Here is a 19,684-nt window from a genome sequence, read left to right as displayed (position 1 = left end):
CCCCGTGAGAGGGGAAGGCAAAAGTAACTACTTTTCAATCGGATAAATTGTGCCCGCATTCATGATCCCTTTAGGATCGTAAACGTCTTTCAGCGCTTTAAGAATGTAGTAGGCGCTGCCGTGCTCATCTTTAGTCCAGTGCGTGCGGTGTTTGCCGATGCCGTGGTGATGCACCATCGAACCGCCCTGCTTAATGGTTTCCTCAACAATAATTTTGTTCAGCGGATTGTGATACTTGTTGATTTCCTCTTCCGGCTTGCAATCCATCACGTTGTAATCGTAGACAAAATACATGTTGGTACCGTTGATGTAGCTGTGTGAGGAGTGACCGCCGAGCATGGTGATATCGTCCGCATGCGGGAATTCATCACGAATGCGGCGAATGACGTTTTCATAAATAGTGTGAATGCCCGACCAGTCGCCGGAGACTTCCGTGGTGAAGCCCATGTTATTGGTCTTCAGGATTTGCTCGCGCTCTGCGGCCACTTTTTCCGGGCCCCAGTTCAGGTGGTTAAACCAGCGTTCGATGAGCGCGCTGTCCACTTTCTGGCATTCAGGATGCTGCGCCACAATTCCTTCGATGCCTGCGCCGGTCGCCCGCGCAATGCCCGGCGTCCCTTCGGCCATGAAGATCAGCACGCATTTACCGTCGGCAAAATGCGTAAAATGCTGGCTGCCGTCTTCGGCGTCATACAGGCGTGCAATGGACGGGCGATAACCATCGACCATGACTTCGCGCAGAATGTCGAAACCGGTCTGCATGTTTTCCAGCGTATAGCCGTAGAACAGATTATTTTCCGGCATGTATTTGAATATTTTCACTGTCACTTCAGTGATATAGCACAGCGCACCTTCATTTCCGATAATCACATGGCGGATATCCGGCCCGGCCGCACGGCGTGGCACGTTTTTGATGCGGGTAATTTTTCCGTCCGGGAACACAGCTTCCAGCCCGACCACCATGTCTTCAATGGCACCATACAGCGTGGAAAACTGCCCGATGCTGCGCGTGGCGACCAGGCCGCCCATCTGCGCCAGCGGCTTAGACTGTGGCGAATGTCCGGTAGTGTAACCTTGCGCACGTAACTGATTTTCCAGCACTTCCAGCGGCACGCCGCACTGCGCCGTGGCCTGCATATTGCGGATATCGATTTTGACGATTTTATTCAGCCCGGAGCCGTCGAGCACCACCGAGTTTTTGACCACGGTTTCCAGCCCGCCTTCGGTGGCGGAAGCGCCGGTTCGCGGAACGCAGTTAATCTCATGTTTATTCAGAAACGCCAGCACGTCGGAAACCTGCTGCGTGCTGTGTAGTTTCACGACCGCCGCAGGTAGCGGCAGTGTGAAAACGTTATGAATATCGGCATATTTACGGAAACGGTCGACGCTGTTTTTCTTCAGCACTTCCTCATCGGTAATGACCTGCACCGGACCGACGATCTCTTTTAAATGATCAACAATGGCTTCACGGGATAACGACATAAATAATCCTTATTTCTTCAGTAAATTCAAATCAGACTCAGGAACCACCCTGAATACATAAAAATTAACGAACTAAATAACCGCCATCGACAACCACAAGGTGTCCGTTAACATAATTCGACGCGCGACTGGCCAGGAATACCATTGTCCCCATTAAATCCTGTGTTTCTCCCCAGCGGTTAGCCGGGATGTGATCTAATACGCGCTGATTGGTGACCGGATTTTTACGGGTTTCGGTAGTAATATCGGTGGCGTAATATCCTTGCGCAATCCCGTTAACCTGAATATTATATTGGCCCAGCTCATCGCAATACGCTTTAGTAAAACCGGCCAGCGCATGTTTGGTGGCAGAATATGCCGGAGACCATTGCCCGCCAAGATAAGAGAACAGCGAACAAATATTGATGATCTTCCCTTCATTTTTCGGGATCATAATTTTTGCCGCTTCATGGCTTAATTCGAATGCCGCCGTCAGATTTATATTAATCATCGGATCCCAGTCTTCACGACCAAAATCCAGCACTTTATTGAGCTTACAAATCCCGGCATTGTTGACCAGAATATCCACCGTGCCGAAAGTTTTCAGGCATTGCTCTATCACACGCGCCGGTGCGCCTTTCTCAGTGATATCCACCTGCATAAACTCGACGCGACTTCCTTGCAATTCAATCAGTTCACGCGTTTCACCTTTGTCCATCACGAAGCTTGGAATAAACAAATTCGCGCCCGCTTTTGCCAGGGCCACGGCAAACGCCTGCCCCAACCCGCTGTTGCCACCGGTAACGATGGCCGTTTTTCCTTTCAGGGAAAAGAAATCCAGTGAAAACTCATTCAGTGCGTTTAACGACATGGTGAAACTCCTTACCGGAAAAAATCCAAAAAAAATGAGAAAAGCAATCTTCCCCGGAAATAAAGGGAAGCTACTTTTCTCATAGGCTCTAGTAACTGGCTAAAAGGTGTACCACGTTTAATTACTGCCATTCCGTGAACTGACTCACAGAAGAGTTCTTTAATAGCTTTTGTGATTTTTCTCACGGTTAATTCAGATTACACCGTGTTATTACTGTCGCCAGTTACCAGAGATGAAGAGAAAAGTAACTTCCCCGCTTTCGGGAAGTCTGCTTTTCTCTTTTTTTTGCCTTAAAATTCTGAAAACACAGGGCAGTATTTATGGAAAAATCTAATTTTCGCCGCTGGATGACATTAGCAATAATAAGCATCAGTGGCGGCGTCAGCTTTGATCTGGCTTATCTCCGTTATATTTATCAAATTCCCATGGCAAAGTTTATGGGCTTTTCCAATACCGAAATAGGGTTAATTATGAGCACATTCGGTATTACGGCGATTGTTTTATATGCACCCAGCGGAATTATAGCCGATAAATTCTCACATAAAAAAATGATGAGTTTTGCCATGATCATCACCGGCCTGCTGGGCTTATTGATGGCCGTCTATCCGCCGTTCTGGGTGATGATCGTCATTCAGGTGGCGTTCGCAATCACCACGATTTTAATGCTGTGGTCCGTTTCCATAAAAGCCGCGTCATTGCTGGGAGACCATAACGAACAGGGCAAAATCATGGGTTGGATGGAAGGCCTGCGCGGCGTTGGTGTGATGGCGCTGGCGGTCTTTACGATGTGGGTATTTTCGCTTTTTGCGCCAGAAAATCCGGCCAGCCTGAAAGCCGTGATCCTGATTTACAGCGGTGTGTACATCCTGCTGGGCGTGCTGTGCTGGTTCTTAGTGCAGGACGGTTTTACGGTGCGCAGCGACGACAGAAGCACGCAAAAATTCAGCCTGAAAGATATCACTTCGGTGCTGAAAATCAGTACCACCTGGTATTGCAGCATGATCATTTTCGGCGTTTACACCATCTACGCCATCCTCAGTTATTCCACCAACTATCTGACCGAAATGTATGGCATGACGCTGGTCGCGGCCAGCTATATGGGCATCGTTATCAACAAGATTTTCCGCGCGTTGTGCGGCCCGCTGGGCGGCATTATCACGACATACAGCCGGCTGAAATCTCCGACGCGGGCCGTTCAGTTGCTGGCTGTCGTCAGCGTCATCACGCTCGGGGTTTTGCTGCTGACCAGTCAGCATCCGCAATCCGTCGCCGTTGGCATTGGCCTGATCCTGCTGCTGGCCTTCGCCTGCTACGCCTCACGTGGTTTGTATTTTGCCTGCGTCGGTGAAGCGCGAACGCCGAAATACATTATGGGCACCACCGTCGGCATCTGCTCGGTGATCGGTTTTCTGCCCGACGTGTTCGTTTACCCGCTGGTCGGACACTGGCAGGACACCCTGCCCGCCGCCATTGCATATCGCAATATGTGGCTGATGGGGCTGGCCGCCACGGGCATGGTGATCCTCTTTACCGCATTACTCTTTAATAACATCAAACGCCACAGCGCAGTTGCTACAAGCACTGCGCAGCTGGCCGACTAATATTCATCCGGAGGCCTTATACATGGACAAAAAGTATTTAATGGGCGTGGACGTGGGGACGCAAAGCGCCAAAGTCGTCATTTTTGACACCGAAGGCAATGTGATTTGTGAGGGCAAACAGGCACTGCGCAAGCTGGTCATCCCCGCCCCCCTGCTGGCCGAGCACCCTGGCGACGATCTGTGGGACTCACTGCAAATTGCGTTCAGCAAAGTGATGGATAATTTTCACGCATCAGGCGGAAAACCGCAGGACATTCTGGCAATGGGGGTTTGTGTCATTCGCTGCTGCCGCGTACTGCTCAGGGGCAATGGTGAACTGGCGTGGCCGGTCATCAACTGGATGGACAAACGGCTGAATAAGCCTTACGAACATCTTGAATGCTACGGTGAGGTGAAGTACGTCACCACCACATCCGGCTATATCACCCACAGGCTGACCGGCGAATTTAAAGACACCTGTGCTAATTACATCGGCTGGTGGCCGATGGACAACGATACGCTGGACTGGAGCACCGATACGGCACAATGGGAAAGCTGCAACCTGAGCCGCAGTCAGGTCTTCGACGTGGTAAAACCCGGCGAAATGCTGGGCTACCTGAGTGAAAAAGCCGCGCATCAGATTGGGCTGCCCGCCGGGATCCCGGTGATTGCCACCGCACATGACAAAGCGGTGGAAACGCTGGGTGCAGGCACACTGGAACCCGGTGTGGCGCTGATTTCACTCGGAACCTATATCGGTGCCATGGTTCACGGCCACGAAAACGTCAAAAATGCGCAAAACTTCTGGCCATTCCAGGCGTCGATTCCCGGCCGTTATTTGTATGAATGTATGGGAGTCAGGCGCGGAATGTGGACCATCAGCTGGTTCCGCGACCAGTTTGGCGCCGCCGCGCTGGCAGATGCACAGGAAAAAGACCTCAGCATTGAAGAGTTGCTCAACCGCGAGGCCACGGAAATCCCGGCAGGCTGCGAAGGATTGCTGACCGTCCACGACTGGGCACCGCCGTCAGAAGCTGAATTCCGCAAAGGCGCGATGATCGGCTTTGACGGGCGGCATACCCGTGCGCACATGTACCGTTCAATGCTCGAGGGCATCGCGTTTACCATGAAAAATCATATGGATAAAATGGCGCAGGAGTTGAGAGTCCCGTTCAGGAGCCTGATAATTTCCGGCGGTGGCGCGAACAGCGATCTCTTTATGCAGATTTTTGCCGACGTATTTGGTGTCCCGACGCGCCGTAATCTGATGAAAGGTTCAGCCGCCGTCGGGTGTGCAGTCAATGCAGGGATGGCGGTCGGTGCTTTCAGCAGCTACGAAAAGGCAACTGAAAAGATGGTGCGGATGGGCGAAAATTTCACGCCGGACGGGAAAAACCATCAGCTTTATAACGCCCTGAATACCGACGTTTATCAAAAAATGAATACGCATTTAGATCCGCTGTTGCAGGCGCTGAGCCCGCTGGTGGATTAACACATTCGTCGCCCTTCGGCCTGCGCGCTGAAGGGCGACGTCATCTGAAAGCCTCTGCGTTAATTGAACCACTTCCCGGCCTTTATCTCCTTCGCTTTACCTTCACTGATCATCTGTGCCTGTTTCCCCTGTGATAAATTACGGTTGGCGTCGGCCTGTGACTGCGTCACGTCGGTCTGCGCGGCCTGCTGTTTTAGATCCTGCGCGATAAACTCATTTTCATGCGCCGTACGCGCCGCCAGTTGCTCTACTTCCAGCTTCTGTTTATCAATTTCCAGCTGGCGCAGCTGGTCTTCATAATTCTGATCACGGTGTTTATCTTTCAGACGTTCAGCTTCCCTCGCCTTTGCACGGGCATTCGCGGCAGCAATACGCTTATTACGCTCCGCTTCACGGTATTGATACCAGGCTTCGGCGCGGGCGTCATATTCATCCCAGCGCGCCTGTTGTTCGGCCTGCCCCTGGTTTTCCGCCTGCGCAACATTCGATAGCTGTTGTTGTAAATCGGCAGAATAAACCGCTGCTGGCATAATTAGCATACCAATAAATAATAGTGCTATTTTATTTTTCATGTTCATCCCTTATTTATTTACCGGGCAGGTCGCGTTGGGTTGAATACGGCTTTCATTCTTCTGTGTAATAAATATCACTGCCAGACCGGTCGTAAACTGACACGGACGCCCGACCTGTACAGAGGTGAAAATTTTGGTGTCGTCTTTATAGCTGAGGCTGACCCCTTCCACGATGTTTTTAGTATTCACCGTCGAACCGCTGACCGCACCAATCGTACCGCCCCCGACAGCCCCGCCAACCGTCGCCAGATCACCGCCGTGGCCCAGTGCATAACCCGCAACAGCGCCCGCGATAGCGCCAATAGCCGTTCCAACCATTACCGCCGTGTTGTGATTTTCCACATTGCTGACAGCGACTTTTGCCGGCAGGACAGAAAGAATATTCACCGTGTGTGTTTCCTGCGGTGTATTTAATTGTCCGGTGGTAAATACGTCAGCCGCATATTGATCGGCATTCGACTGACAGCCAGATAATAAGCTCACTAATAATAAAGATGAGACGGCAACAACGGTTTGTTTTTTCACGATCCTTCCCTGTGTTTTAAATTTCTGTAAGAGAAATAAACTCAGGAAATAATACGGCGGGGAATTTTTACGTGCCGTCAGGATTTGTCATTTCCCCTGACGGTTCCTTAACACTTTGCCCATAATTAATGCCCGCATGCCGCTTGTGGGAATTTTATTTCTCCACAATTGCTTCGGACTAATCTCAATTAATTTCGGGCTGAATGAGAGCCTGATTTTTAATCAAAATCAGGCTTATTGTGAGGCGGAAAAATCATTACAGGCCGAGCCGGTCCCCCTGCTGCATCCGGACAAACTTCACGCCCAGGTTATTGCCTTTCTCAAGCTGCGCCATGATCTCTTTTTCGGGATCGGCACCGGCTTTCAGGCTCGGTTTGACGTGGCTGATAATCACCGTCAGCCCGTTAAGCGAACCTTCGCCACCGGCGTATTGTTGCAGGTAGCCAAGTTCTTTGAGCAACCAGTCGGGCGTCAGATGTCCGAAAAGTTTGCTGTCGGGCACGCCGTCCGGATAAGACGTTTCGATAATCATCCCTTTCAGGCGTTTCGCTTTGATCTCTTCGCCGAGCACGCGCCAGGTGGCATCGAGGTTTTTCGATTTTTCCACTTCATCCGGGCCGGTATCGCCGAAGAAGGCAAACGACTCATTGTTGCGGCTGACCAGAATCATGCTCGACGGCGTGCCGCCGTGGCTGAGCGGGAAGATGCGGCCATCAAGGCCGGTCAGCCCCAGTGAAAAGCGCTGATCCGGGCGTTGCAGATTCAGACGGTACGTGCCGATGCGCAGGCCACTGCCGGAATCCGTGAAATTCGGCCAGACCCGGCCATTGAAGTAGTGCTGACGCAATGTGCCGATGGTGTCGGCGGTGCCGTAAATCGGCTTTTTCGTGTCTTCCGGCGAGCTGATAATCAGCCCGGCCAGATGGTCGAGATGACCGTGGCTGATAAAATAACCGCCAATCAGATTACGGAAAACAGCGCCCTGCGGCGTCAGCGGGGCGGCGTTTTCTGCTGTCACCTCAGGGAAATCCCCCTTCTCCAGCGCCTTGCGGATCCCCGGTAAAACCGACCCGGCATCCAGCCCGAGATACAGTTTTTGGTCATCGCTGCGCACCAGATAGGACGTCAGATTGCCTTCTTCAACGCCGCCGTTCACCCCGAGGGCGATGACATCAAAGCCCGCGGCGGCCGGGTTAATCCAGCAGCCAATCATCAGCGCCAGCAGGTATTTTTTCATCACATCGCTCCTTGTCGTGGTGAGTGCAAGGGTCATTCAGACCGGTTTTTTGCCGCCTCAAATGCCGCAAGCGTATCTTTACGCGCACGGGCATGATCGATAACCGGCACCGGATAGTCTAGCACGCGATGTTGTTTTTCAGCCCAGCGATGCGGTTGATGGATGTCTCGTTCCGGCACATCAGCCAGCTCCGGCAGCCAGGCTTTGATAAAGCGTCCGGCTTTATCAAAACGTTCCCCCTGCGTGGTCGGGTTAAAGATACGGAAATACGGCGCGGCGTCGGTGCCGGTAGAAGCGCCCCACTGCCAGCCGCCGTTATTGGCGGCAAGGTCGCCGTCGAGCAGTTGCGACATAAAATAACGCTCGCCTTCACGCCAGTTGATCAGCAAATCTTTTACCAGAAAACTGGCGACAATCATCCTCAGTCGGTTGTGCATCCAGCCGGTGGCATTAAGCTGGCGCATGGCGGCATCCACAATCGGGTAACCGGTTTGACCGCTTTTCCACGCCTGTAAATCGTCCGGCGCGTGCCGCCAGCGCACGCTGTCAGTCCATTCAATGAAAGGCTGATGCTTGCAGAGTTTTGGCCAGGCGACGATCAGATGGCGGTAAAACTCTCGCCAGACCAGTTCATTCAGCCAGCCAAATGCGCCACCATCCGTTTTTTCCAGCACGTCGGGGCATTCGGTGCGCAGGCGGTTCAGACACTGACGCGGCGAAAGCACGCCAATCGCCAGATATGGCGACAGCGAACTGGTGCCGTCGATAGCCGGTAAATCCCGTTGTTCGAGATAATCCTGCACCTGCTCGCGGCAGAAACTGCGCAACTGATTGCGGGCGGCTTCCTCGCCGACCGCAAAATCATCCCCGATAGCCGCCAGCGGGTAATCAAACGGCATCAGCTTGTGCATCACCGGTTTTCCAGCGTTTTCACGCGCTTGCGGCGCTGGCAGGGATCGGCTGTCCGATTCCGTCAGCCGCGCCAAAAAAGCACGACGGAACGGCGTGTAAACTTTGTACATCTCATTGTTGCCGGTGGTGACAGACCCCGGTGGCAACAGCAAGCTGTCATCAAAAGCGTGGAACATGACGTTATCGGCGACCGCTTTTTCCAGCGCAGCATCGCGCTGACGTTCGTTGATTTCATACTGTTTGTTGTAAAACAGCGCATCGACCTTTTCGCTTATACAGAAATCTTTCAGCCAGTTCACGCTGTCGGCAAAATCATCACACTGGTGGTAATGCAGCGCAATGCCGCGCTCCGCCAGGGAATGCTGCAATGCCTGAAGGTGCTGGTAGATGAACGTCGCCTGGCGCGGCGCCATCTCGTGCTGCTTCCACTGCTCCGGCGTGGCAATAAATATCCCGATCACGCGCGCCTGCGGATCCTCACAGGCGGCGTGTAAAGCACGGTTATCGGTAATGCGCAGATCGTTGCGGAACCAGACTAAATGCGTGGACATAATTCTCCCTTTAATGGCCGTAGCGCAAGCGCAGGGCTTCCGGATAAGGCTCAAAATAGCGTTGTTCGGCGAGATACGCGTCAGGATATTCCGACATGTAATGCTTGAGTAAGGTGATAGGTGCCAGCAATGGCTGCACTCCCTGACGGTAGCGGTCGATCAGCCCCGCCAGCTCCTGGCGCTGTGTCGAATTGAGCTGTTTACGGAAATAGCCCTGAACGTGCATCAGCACATTCGTATGATTTCGACGGGTGGCTTTGTGATTGAGCAGGTTCATCAGCCGCTGACGGTATTCATTAAAATAATCGTCCAGCGAGGCCCATTCGGCCATCGCGGCAACAAAACGTCCTAGCGCGCGGTACTCAGGTTGAGAATGCGCCAGCAAAGTGAGCTTATAACGGCTGTGGAACGCCATCAGTTTGCCGCGCGTCAGGCCACTTTCGCGCAGCTGATTCAGCTCGTACAGCGTGAAAACGCGTTCGACAAAATTCTCGCGCAGGACGGGATCGTTCAGTCTGCCGTCTTCTTCCACCGGCAGCCACGGATGTTGCTTCATCAGCTCGGCGGTAAAAATCCCGGTGCCGCTTTTCTTCGCATCTTTACCGTTGGCGCTGTAAACCCGCACGCGCTCCATGCCGCAGCTCGGAGATTTTGCGCAAACGATATAGCCACATAGCTGCGCCAGCGGTGCGACACGTTTTTCGGCGTAACTCTGCATTTTCCCGGTGATATCGATGGTTTCGTCATTACTGAAACGCATCGCGATACCCTCATCCATTTTGACCAACCGCAGCGCCGGTCGCGGCGTCGGCAGGCCGATCGCCATTTCCGGGCAAACCGGTTCGAAACGAACGTAAGGCGCGAGTTGCTCTACCGCAAACCCGAAACGTTTGTGACCGCCATCGAAACGGACATTATCCCCCAGCAGGCAGGCGCTGATACCAATCGGGATGGTTTTAGTCATTGTCAGCTCCTGTTGCAGATTGAAAAAGAAGGGGGTCAGTGATTCATCACTCTTATGCATAACCTTAGCACAAGTTATACATAAAGATAATGTTGTACAAGTTTACTAAAATGGCAATAAAAAAACCCCGTTTAGAAAACGGGGTTTTTGGCTCCTCCCCCTGCGAAGGGGGAGGTTGGGAGGGGGTTTAGCAGACCGAGCAACGGCTTAAGTAAACTTCAAAACTTGATTTTGACCTTAATACCCCACCCCAACCCTCCCCTTCGCAGGGGAGGGAGCTAAATCAGTAAAAGTCTTGTGTCGCCATTTCAGCGTGCGTCAGCCAGACCGGTTTGTCGCTGGTTTTGATCCACACACGGTGTAAATAGCTGTAAAAACGTGCGCGGTCTGAACGGAAAAGCATGACCGGCAGGGCCAGAACCCCGGCAGCCAGCACAAAAGCGCGGCGGGCCAGAATGCGGGTCATTGTGTACGGCGTGTAGTCAGTCATATCACTCATAGCGTTGCTCCTGTGCAATTTTTCGGAAACTGGAAGTTGTGAAAAATTTTACTGCAACGGGTGAAATTTTACTACTCATCTGACCACTTTAAAGTGTAAATTTTCGCCAATTTCTGGCTATCACCGTAATTAAGTTACAAAACGGTTAAATAAATACGTCATTTAAGTTTCATGTTGGTTTTTTATTTGCGCATTTTTATACTTTTTTTACACCGCGATGCTGTTTCTTTTCAGGATTTTTTCCCGCCTTTTCATATTCTCCTCCCAACATAAAAACACACCTGTGGAGGTGGATTGTGACTGTTGGCGTAATCTGCGGCGCATTGCTGGTTCTCCTGCTGCTCGGCTATCTGGTTTATGCCCTGCTGAATGCGGAGGATTTTTAAATGGCCGCAACCGGATTCTTAATGATTGCCAGTTTTATGCTGGTGCTTTTGCTGCTGGCAAAACCACTGGGTAACTTTATTGCTCAACTGATTGAAGGACAGCCCGGCGCATTTTTGCAGCGCATCGAATACGGCGTATTACGCACTTCCGGCAGCCGCGAGGCTGAGATGAACTGGTGGCAGTACGCGCTGGCGATCACGGTATTCAACATTCTGGGGATTATTATCCTGACCGCCATGCTGATGGCGCAGGGCGTTTTACCGATGAACCCGCAGCATTTCGGCGGGATGTCCTGGGATCTGGCGTTTAACACTTCAGTCAGCTTCGTGACCAACACTAACTGGCAGGCATACAGCGGCGAAAACTCGCTGAGCTATCTCAGCCAGATGGCCGGTTTAACGGTGCAAAACTTCCTTTCAGCCGCCACGGGTATCGCCGTTGCCTTTGCGCTGATCCGCGCTTTTGCACGCCCTTCCGCGCAAACCATCGGTAACGCCTGGACGGATTTATGGCGCATCACAATCTATCTGTTGTTGCCAGTGTCGTTCCTGCTGGCGCTGTTCTTCGTCAGCCAGGGCGTGATTCAAAACTTTGAAGCCTATCAGCACGTCACCACGCTGGAAGGCTTGCAGCAGACGCTGCCGATGGGGCCGGTGGCCTCTCAGGAAGCCATCAAAATGCTGGGGACCAACGGCGGCGGTTTCTTCGGTGCGAACTCCGCGCATCCGTTTGAGAACCCGACGGCGCTGACCAACATGGTGCAGATGCTGGCGATTTTCATCATCCCTTGCGCACTGTGTTTTGCCTTTGGTCGCGTGGTCGGTGACAACCGTCAGGGCAACGCGCTGGTCTGGGCGATGTCGGTGATTTTCGTGGTGTCAGTCGTGGTGGTGATGTACGCCGAACTGCAAGGCAACCCGCACTTCACTGCTCTGGGTGCCACCAGCAACATCAATATGGAAGGGAAAGAAAGCCGCTTCGGCATTCTGGCTTCGGCGATGTATGCGGTGGTGACGACGGCGGCCTCCTGCGGCGCGGTTAACGCCATGCACGATTCTTTCACCGCACTCGGCGGCATGGTGCCAATGTGGCTGATGCAAATCGGTGAGGTGGTGTTCGGCGGCGTGGGCTCCGGGCTGTACGGCATGCTGCTGTTCGTGCTGCTGACGGTGTTTATCGCCGGGCTGATGATTGGCCGTACGCCGGAATATCTCGGCAAGAAAATCGACGTATACGACATGAAGATGACTGCGCTGGCCATCCTCGTGACACCGACACTGGTGCTGCTCGGCACCGCGCTGGCACTGGTCACCGAAGCCGGTCGTGCAGGGATCGCAAACCCCGGCGCGCACGGTTTCAGCGAAGTGCTTTACGCCGTGTCATCTGCCGCCAATAACAACGGCAGCGCATTTGCCGGGCTGAGCGTCAACACGCCGTTCTACAACCTGCTGTTCGCGGTGTGCATGTTCTTCGGGCGCTTTGGCGTGATCCTGCCGGTACTGGCTATCGCCGGTTCGCTGGTGGCGAAAAAACGTCAGAAAGCCGGTAACGGCACACTGCCAACGTCCGGCCCGTTGTTTATCGGCCTGCTGGTCGGCACCGTGCTGTTAGTCGGCGCGCTGACCTTTATTCCGGCGCTGGCGCTGGGTCCGGTCGCGGAACATTTGCAGGTTTGGTCAGCACAGTAATGCTGCGTAATTCGTTGAATTAATGAATATAGAGATTAATAAAATGAGCCGTAAACAACGTGCATTATTTGAACCTCAACTGATCCGCACCGCCCTGCTGGATTCGGTGAAAAAGCTGGATCCGCGCGTTCAGTGGCGCAACCCGGTGATGTTCGTGGTGTATCTGGGCAGTATTCTCACCACGCTTATCTGGCTGGCGATTCTGTCACACCACACCGACGGCAGCGCCGCTTTCACCGGCAGCGTGTCGCTGTGGCTGTGGTTCACCGTGCTGTTTGCCAACTTCGCCGAAGCGCTGGCGGAAGGCCGCAGTAAAGCGCAGGCGCAGAGCCTGAAAGGCGTGCAGAAAACCAGCTGGGCGAAGAAGATTTACGAACCGCGCCCGGAATCACCGGTGATCAAAGTCGCCGCTGACAGCCTGCGCAAAGGCGATTACGTCCTGATCGAAGCCGGTGATACCGTGCCGTGTGACGGCGAAGTGCTGATTGGCGGCGCGTCCGTGGACGAAAGTGCCATCACCGGTGAATCCGCACCGGTGATCCGCGAATCCGGCGGTGACTTTTCTTCTGTCACCGGCGGGACACGCGTGCTGTCAGACTGGCTGGTGGTCGAGTGTTCGGCCAACCCCGGCGATACGTTCCTGGATCGCATGATTGCCATGGTTGAAGGTGCGAAACGTCGTAAGACGCCAAACGAAGTGGCACTGACTATTTTGCTGGTCGCGCTGACGCTGGTCTTCGTGCTGGCAACCGCCACGCTGTATCCGTTCTCGCTGTTTAGCGTGGACGCCAGCCACGCGGGCATTCCGGTGACTGTCACCGTGCTGGTCGCGCTGCTGGTTTGTCTGATCCCGACCACTATCGGCGGTTTGCTTTCCGCCATCGGCGTCGCGGGGATGAGCCGCATGCTGGAAGCCAACGTCATTGCTACCAGTGGCCGTGCGGTGGAAGCCGCCGGTGACGTGGATGTGCTGCTGCTGGATAAAACCGGGACCATTACGCTCGGTAACCGCCAGGCCTCGCAGTTCCTGCCCGCGCCTCAGGTGACGGAACAGGAACTGGCAGATGCCGCGCAGTTATCATCGCTGGCCGATGAAACGCCGGAAGGCCGCAGTATCGTGGTGCTGGCGAAACAACGCTTTAATCTGCGCGAGCGCGATATTCATTCGCTGAACGCCACTTTTGTGCCGTTCTCTGCGCAAACCCGCATGAGCGGCGTGAACGTCGGCGACCGGAATATCCGTAAAGGTGCGGTGGACGCTATCCGCCGTCATGTGGAATCCAACGGCGGTACGTTCCCGAAAGCGGTCGACGGGCTGGTAGAAACGGTGGCACGCAAAGGCGGCACGCCGCTGGTGGTGGCGGAAGGCGCGAAAGTGCTGGGCGTGGTCGAGCTGAAAGATATCGTCAAAGGTGGCATCAAAGAACGTTTCGCCGAGCTGCGCAAGATGGGTATCAAAACGGTGATGATCACCGGGGATAACCGTCTGACCGCCGCCGCAATTGCCGCCGAAGCGGGCGTGGATGATTTTCTGGCCGAAGCCACACCGGAAGCCAAACTGGCGCTGATCCGCCAGTATCAGTCGGAAGGTCGCTTAGTTGCCATGACCGGCGACGGCACCAACGACGCCCCGGCGCTGGCGCAGGCTGACGTGGCGGTGGCCATGAACTCCGGTACGCAAGCCGCGAAAGAAGCCGGGAACATGGTGGATCTGGATTCCAACCCGACCAAGCTGATTGAAGTGGTGCACATCGGTAAACAAATGCTGATGACGCGCGGTTCGCTGACCACGTTCAGTATCGCCAACGACGTCGCAAAATACTTTGCGATCATCCCGGCGGCCTTTGCGGCGACCTACCCGCAACTGAACGCGCTGAACGTCATGCACCTGACGTCACCGTCGTCGGCCATTATGTCCGCGGTTATTTTCAACGCCCTGGTGATTGTGTTTCTGATCCCGCTGGCGCTGAAAGGCGTGAGCTATAAAGCCATGAGCGCCGCGTCGCTGTTGCGCCGTAACCTGTGGATTTATGGCGTGGGCGGCCTGCTGGTGCCGTTTGTCGGTATCAAGCTGATTGACCTGATTTTGACCGTTTTACACCTGAGCTGAAGTTTACGTTAACTGTCTGAGGAAACTATGATGTCTGTAACCCGTACTGCTTATGTCCGCCCTGCTCTGGTGATGACCATTCTGCTGACGCTGGCCACCGGTGTGGTCTATCCGCTGCTGACTACCGGCGTTTCTGAGCTGGTATTCCGCCCGCAGGCGATGGGCTCGCTGCTCAAAGACGGCAGCAATAAACTCGTGGGCTCTGCGCTTATCGGCCAGAATTTCACCCGCAACGACTACTTCTGGGGGCGCCCGTCCGTGACGTCGGATTCACCGTATAACGCGATGGCGTCCGGCGGCAGCAATCTGGCCGCCAGTAATCCGGCGCTGGATCAGGCGGTGAAAGACCGCGTGGCGGCGCTGCGTAAAGCCAATCCGCAAAGCACGGCAGCGGTACCGGTCGATCTGGTGACCGCCAGCGGCAGCGGGCTGGATCCGCAGATTTCCGTGGAAGCCGCGCAATGGCAGGCGCAACGGATTGCCACTGCGCGCGGGCTGCCACTGGCGCAAGTGAATAAATTAATTGATGATAATACCTCATCACCGTTGATTGGTTTTCTGGGGCCGGACGTCGTTAACGTGCTCGGCCTCAACCGGGCGCTGGATGAGTTGAAATCAAATTAAGGAAGCTATGACAGAGGATAACCGCCCAAACCCCGACAGCTTACTGGCACTCGCCAATGAGAAGCCGCGCGGGCAACTGAAAGTCTTTTTCGGCGCCTGTGCGGGCGTCGGGAAAACCTACGCCATGTTGCAGGAAGCACAGCGTCTGCGCGCCACCGGCCTCGACGTGCTGGTGGGCGTGGTGGAAACCCACGGGCGGCAGGAAACACAATTGCTGTTGCCCGGTTTGTCACAGCTCCCGCCGAAACGTATTCACCACCGTGGCCGTCAGGTTTACGAGTTTGATCTCGACGCCGCGCTGGCCCGCCGCCCTGCCCTGATCCTGATGGATGAACTGGCGCACAGTAATGCTGCCGGTTCACGCCACCCCAAACGCTGGCAGGACGTCGAAGAACTTCTCGATGCCGGTATCGACGTGTTTACTACGGTGAACGTTCAGCATCTCGAAAGCCTGAATGACGTGGTCAGCGGCGTAACCGGCATTATTATTCGCGAAACGGTGCCTGACCGTTTATTTGATGACGCCAGCGAAGTAGTGCTGGTGGATTTACCGCCCGACTCCCTGCGCCAGCGCCTGAAAGAAGGCAAAGTTTATATCCCCGGCCAGGCCGAACGCGCCATCGAGCATTTCTTCCGCAAAGGGAATCTGATCGCCCTGCGCGAACTTTCCCTGCGCCGCACCGCCGACCGTGTGGACGATCAGATGCGGGAATACCGCGACGATCAGGGTGTCAGCCGCGTCTGGCATACCCGCGATGCGCTGCTGTTGTGTATCGGTCACGACGGTGGCAACGAGAAATTAGTCCGCGTGGCCTCGCGAATGGCGGCGCGACTGGGCTGCGTGTGGCACGCGGTGTATGTCGAAACCCCGCGCCTGCACCGTTTGCCGGAAAGCCAGCGCCGCGCCATTTTGCATGCGCTGAAACTGGCGCAGGAACTCGGCGCAGAAACCGCCACGCTGGCCGATCCGCAGGAAGAAAAGGCCATTCTGCGCTACGCCCGCGAGCATCGTCTGGGCAAAGTGATGACCGGCCGCCGCCGCGAGAAACGCTGGAAATTCGGCCCGAGCTTTGCCGATAAGCTGGCGGAGATCGGGCCCGATCTCGATCTGATTGTCATCGGTCTGGAAGATACGCCGCACGGCACGTCGCGAAAAGAGCAGGACCCCCGGACATTTGTTGACCGTTTCAGCCGCCAGATCCGCGGATGTGCGCTGGCCGTCGCGCTGTGCGCCATCATCACGGTGCTTTCACAATGGCTGGTCCCCGCCTTCGATCAGGCCAACCTGGTGATGGTGTATCTGCTCGGCGTGGTGATCGTGGCGCTGTTTTATGGCCGCTGGCCGTCGGTGCTGGCGGCGGTGATCAACGTCGTCAGCTTTGATCTGTTTTTCGTGCAACCGCGCGGATCGCTGGCCGTCACGGACGCGCAATATCTGGTGACGTTCGGCGTGATGCTGATCGTCGGGATTTTGATCGGGAATCTCACCGCCGGTGTGCGTTATCAGGCGCGCATCGCCCGTCACCGGGAAAAGCGCGCGCAGCATCTTTATGAGATGTCCAAAGGGCTGAGCCAGTCGCTGACGCCGGAAGCGATCGCACAAACCAGTCGCCACTTTATTTCCTCCAGCCTGAACGCCAAAACGGCCATTTTGCTACCTGATGAACACGGTGAACTGGTGCAACCCACTGGTGAAATCACCTCGATTGTGGTGGATGACGCCATTGCCCGCTGGAGTTTCGATAAAAAACTGCCCGCCGGTGCCGGGACCGATACGTTGCCCGGCGTGCCGTATCAGCTTCTGCCGCTGGTGGCGTCGGGCGAATCGCGCGGCCTGCTGGCGGTTGAGCCGCCGAATATCCGTCAGCTTCTGGTGCCGGAACAGCAGCGGCTGTTACAGACATTTACCGTACTGATCGCCAACGCTCTTGAACGCCTGCATCTGGCGGCAAGCGCGGAATCATCGCGTCTGGAAACGGAGCGCGAGCAACTGCGTAATTCGCTGCTTTCCGCACTTTCTCACGATTTGCGTACCCCGCTCACTGTGCTGTTCGGACAGGCGGAAATCCTGACGCTGGATCTGGCGTCCGAAGGCTCTAAACATGCGCCTCAGGCCAGCCAGATCCGCCAGCAGGTACTGAGCACCACGCGGCTGGTGAATAATTTGCTGGATATGGCGCGCATTCAGTCCGGCGGTTTTAATCTGCGCAAAGAGTGGCAGTCGGTGGAAGAAATCACCGGCAGTGCCCTGCGTATGCTGGAACCGGTGCTGGCGAACGATACGATCAAAATCGATTTGCCTGCCGAAATGGTGCTGGTCAATTGCGATGCAAGCCTGATCGAGCGGGTGCTGATCAATCTGCTGGAAAATGCCCATAAATATGCCGGTGTCGGTGCCACCATCGGCATCAAAGCGTTGCCGCTCGGCGACTGGCTGGAGATCGAAGTCTGGGATAACGGGCCGGGAATTCCGGAAGGCGCGGAGCATGCGATTTTCGAGAAATTTGCGCGCGGGAATAAAGAATCGGCAATTCCGGGCGTGGGTTTGGGATTAGCGATTTGTCGTGCCATTATTGAAGTACACGACGGACGGATTTGGGCTGAAAATGGCCCGGACGGCGGCGCGCGTTTCCGCTTCAGGCTTCCGCTGGAAGCACTGCCTGACATGGAAACGGATATGGACACTGACATCGACGAGGCAACGTGAGCGCATCCCCGGTAAATATTTTAATTGTGGAAGACGAGAAAGAAATCCGCCGCTTTGTGCGCACAGCGCTTGAGGCGGAAGGATTGCGGGTATTTGAAAGTGAAACGTTGCAACGCGGGCTGATTGAGGCCGGCACCCGCAAACCGGATCTGATTATTTTAGATCTCGGCTTGCCTGACGGTGACGGCCTGACGTACATCCGGGATTTGCGCCACTGGAGCGCCATCCCGATTATTGTGTTGTCGGCCCGCACCAGCGAAGAAGATAAGATTGCGGCGCTGGATGCCGGTGCCGATGATTTTCTCACCAAGCCATTTGGCGTCGGTGAACTGCTGGCGCGCGTGCGCGTAGCGCTGCGTCGTCATGCGGGCAATTCACAGGAAAGCCCGCTGATTACCTTTGCTGACGTTACGGTAGATTTGATCAACCGCCGCGTACAGCGTGATGGCGAAGATTGTCATCTGACGCCGATCGAGTTTCGCCTGCTGGCCGAACTGCTGGCAAACAGCGGCAAAGTCATTACTCAGCGTCAGTTACTGACCCACGTCTGGGGCCCGAATTACGTCGAACACAGCCACTATCTGCGCATCTACATGGGGCATTTACGCCAGAAACTGGAGGCCGATGCCACCCGTCCGCGTCATCTGCTGACGGAAACCGGTGTGGGTTATCGCTTTATGCCTTAGGGGATTCCGGGGCTTCGGTGTCGGGCTTTTCATCCGCAAAAGCAGCTTCAATATCGCCGGCGGCCTGCTGCAAAATCGCGTTCACCCGCACGACCTGCTCCGGCGTAATATCGGCGCGCATCATGTTTCCGCGCAGGGCATGTTTCAGACGCTGCATGGTTTCATGAATACCTTCTGCCAGATTATTACCGCGCGGACGGGAAGCCCCGGCCAGACGGGCGAAAATCACATCGACAGCGGCCTGATGTTGCGCCAGTTCCGTTTTACCGGCTTCGGTAATCTGATAGCTTTTACGCCCATTACCGGTGGCGACGGCTTCCAGGAAATCCTGTTCTTCGAGCAGCGTCAGCGTCGGGTAAATCACGCCCGGGCTTGGCACGTACAGGCCGGAAGACGCCTCTTCAATCGCTTTGATCAGCTCATAACCGTGGCTCGGTTTTTTAGCAACCAGCGCCAGCAGCACGCGGCGTAAATCACCGTGCTCAAACAGACGATGCACACCCCGATCTCCGCGACGGCCTTCACCGCGCCCGCGACCTTCACCTCTTTCACCACGACGCCCTTCGCCGCGTTCTTCACCACGATGACGACCGTCCCGGCGCAGCGCATGACGCTCGCTGTGATCGCCGTTCTGACCGTCAAAAGATGACTCATGGCGGCAATGACCGCGACGTCCTTCTTCCCTGCTACCGTGACCGCGATGGCGGCCTTCAAACATTTTGCTAAACATAGTTGATGTCCTATTTAGATATATCGAATTATTTCGATATATCTAAACTAGATCGAATTTCAAAATCTGGCAAGTCTGAATGCACATT

Annotated in this window: 17 protein-coding genes; 8 read left to right on the top strand and 9 right to left on the bottom strand. The window is 54.9% G+C overall.

Translation table 11 applies throughout. The annotated features are described in order from the left end of the window. Positions 1-27 precede the first annotated feature (27 nt). Positions 28-1,482 carry an FAD-binding oxidoreductase gene (locus tag CWS43_RS04810; RefSeq protein ID WP_101075741.1) on the bottom strand — a complete coding sequence of 485 codons (1,455 nt, stop codon included), beginning with the start codon at positions 1,480-1,482 and terminating at the stop codon, positions 28-30. A 64-nt stretch (positions 1,483-1,546) separates the two neighbouring features. After that, a complete protein-coding gene (locus tag CWS43_RS04805; protein WP_101075740.1) occupies positions 1,547-2,332 on the bottom strand; it encodes an SDR family oxidoreductase in 786 nt (261 codons plus the stop codon). Positions 2,333-2,652: 320 nt separating this feature from the next. Here CWS43_RS04805 and CWS43_RS04800 point away from each other — a divergent pair, with 320 nt between their 5' ends. Together CWS43_RS04800 and CWS43_RS04795 are read left to right on the top strand one after the other, a co-directional pair. Next, entirely contained in the window at positions 2,653-3,933 is a 1,281-nt protein-coding gene (locus CWS43_RS04800; protein WP_101075739.1) for a nitrate/nitrite transporter, read from the top strand. Positions 3,934-3,955: 22 nt separating this feature from the next. Further along, positions 3,956-5,404, top strand: coding sequence for an FGGY-family carbohydrate kinase (locus tag CWS43_RS04795; RefSeq protein WP_101075738.1), 1,449 nt, complete (start codon positions 3,956-3,958; stop codon positions 5,402-5,404). Positions 5,405-5,463: 59 nt separating this feature from the next. Here CWS43_RS04795 and CWS43_RS04790 read toward each other — a convergent pair whose 3' ends face one another. The 6 genes from CWS43_RS04790 to CWS43_RS04765 form a co-directional block, all read right to left on the bottom strand. Continuing rightward, positions 5,464-5,976 carry a DUF5384 family protein gene (locus tag CWS43_RS04790; RefSeq protein ID WP_232776661.1) on the bottom strand — a complete coding sequence of 171 codons (513 nt, stop codon included), beginning with the start codon at positions 5,974-5,976 and terminating at the stop codon, positions 5,464-5,466. Between the two features lie 9 nt (positions 5,977-5,985). Continuing rightward, positions 5,986-6,501, bottom strand: a complete 516-nt coding sequence (locus tag CWS43_RS04785) for a hypothetical protein (RefSeq protein ID WP_157825349.1) — start codon at positions 6,499-6,501, stop codon at positions 5,986-5,988. Between the two features lie 256 nt (positions 6,502-6,757). Further along, complete coding sequence (locus CWS43_RS04780; RefSeq protein WP_101075736.1) at positions 6,758-7,738, bottom strand: MBL fold metallo-hydrolase; 981 nt, start codon at positions 7,736-7,738, stop codon at positions 6,758-6,760. Between the two features lie 32 nt (positions 7,739-7,770). Next, entirely contained in the window at positions 7,771-9,201 is a 1,431-nt protein-coding gene (gene phrB, locus CWS43_RS04775; protein ID WP_101075735.1) for a deoxyribodipyrimidine photo-lyase, read from the bottom strand. Positions 9,202-9,211: 10 nt separating this feature from the next. Beyond that, complete coding sequence (locus tag CWS43_RS04770; protein WP_101075734.1) at positions 9,212-10,165, bottom strand: DUF523 and DUF1722 domain-containing protein; 954 nt, start codon at positions 10,163-10,165, stop codon at positions 9,212-9,214. Positions 10,166-10,448: 283 nt separating this feature from the next. Further along, the gene (locus CWS43_RS04765; RefSeq protein ID WP_101075811.1) at positions 10,449-10,655 is read right to left on the bottom strand and encodes a YbfA family protein; all 207 of its coding nucleotides are present in this window, start codon (positions 10,653-10,655) and stop codon (positions 10,449-10,451) included. A 305-nt stretch (positions 10,656-10,960) separates the two neighbouring features. On the opposite strand from CWS43_RS04765, the gene CWS43_RS04760 reads away from it, so the two are divergent. The 6 genes from CWS43_RS04760 to kdpE are packed head-to-tail and all read left to right on the top strand — an operon-like array spanning position 10,961 to position 18,866. Next, positions 10,961-11,050: a K(+)-transporting ATPase subunit F gene (locus CWS43_RS04760; RefSeq protein WP_101075733.1), complete on the top strand. Its 90-nt coding sequence runs from the start codon at positions 10,961-10,963 to the stop codon at positions 11,048-11,050. Next, on the top strand, positions 11,051-12,739 hold the full coding sequence (kdpA, locus tag CWS43_RS04755) for a potassium-transporting ATPase subunit KdpA (RefSeq protein ID WP_101075731.1): 1,689 nt from the start codon (positions 11,051-11,053) through the stop codon (positions 12,737-12,739). It abuts the gene before it with no gap. Between the two features lie 43 nt (positions 12,740-12,782). Next, positions 12,783-14,849, top strand: coding sequence for a potassium-transporting ATPase subunit KdpB (gene kdpB / locus CWS43_RS04750; RefSeq protein ID WP_101075729.1), 2,067 nt, complete (start codon positions 12,783-12,785; stop codon positions 14,847-14,849). A gap of 30 nt (positions 14,850-14,879) precedes the next feature. Beyond that, positions 14,880-15,473, top strand: coding sequence for a potassium-transporting ATPase subunit KdpC (gene kdpC / locus CWS43_RS04745; protein ID WP_101075727.1), 594 nt, complete (start codon positions 14,880-14,882; stop codon positions 15,471-15,473). A gap of 7 nt (positions 15,474-15,480) precedes the next feature. Then, positions 15,481-18,180: a two-component system sensor histidine kinase KdpD gene (gene kdpD / locus CWS43_RS04740; protein WP_101075725.1), complete on the top strand. Its 2,700-nt coding sequence runs from the start codon at positions 15,481-15,483 to the stop codon at positions 18,178-18,180. Continuing rightward, positions 18,177-18,866 (top strand): two-component system response regulator KdpE, encoded by a 690-nt coding sequence (gene kdpE, locus CWS43_RS04735; RefSeq protein WP_101075722.1) that lies wholly within the window; start codon positions 18,177-18,179, stop codon positions 18,864-18,866. Before kdpD ends, kdpE begins: the two co-directional genes overlap by 4 nt. Here the strand turns inward: kdpE and CWS43_RS04730 are convergent. After that, on the bottom strand, positions 18,856-19,596 hold the full coding sequence (locus CWS43_RS04730) for a PadR family transcriptional regulator (RefSeq protein ID WP_101075720.1): 741 nt from the start codon (positions 19,594-19,596) through the stop codon (positions 18,856-18,858). The two genes, kdpE and CWS43_RS04730, sit on opposite strands and share 11 nt — an antisense overlap. Positions 19,597-19,684: the final 88 nt, after the last annotated feature.

It is taken from the genome of Rahnella sp. AA (genome assembly GCF_002834385.1).
Taxonomy (GTDB): Bacteria; Pseudomonadota; Gammaproteobacteria; order Enterobacterales; family Enterobacteriaceae; genus Rahnella.
Note: the sequence above shows the minus strand (reverse complement) of the source record. Positions and strands in the feature narration are given on the sequence as shown.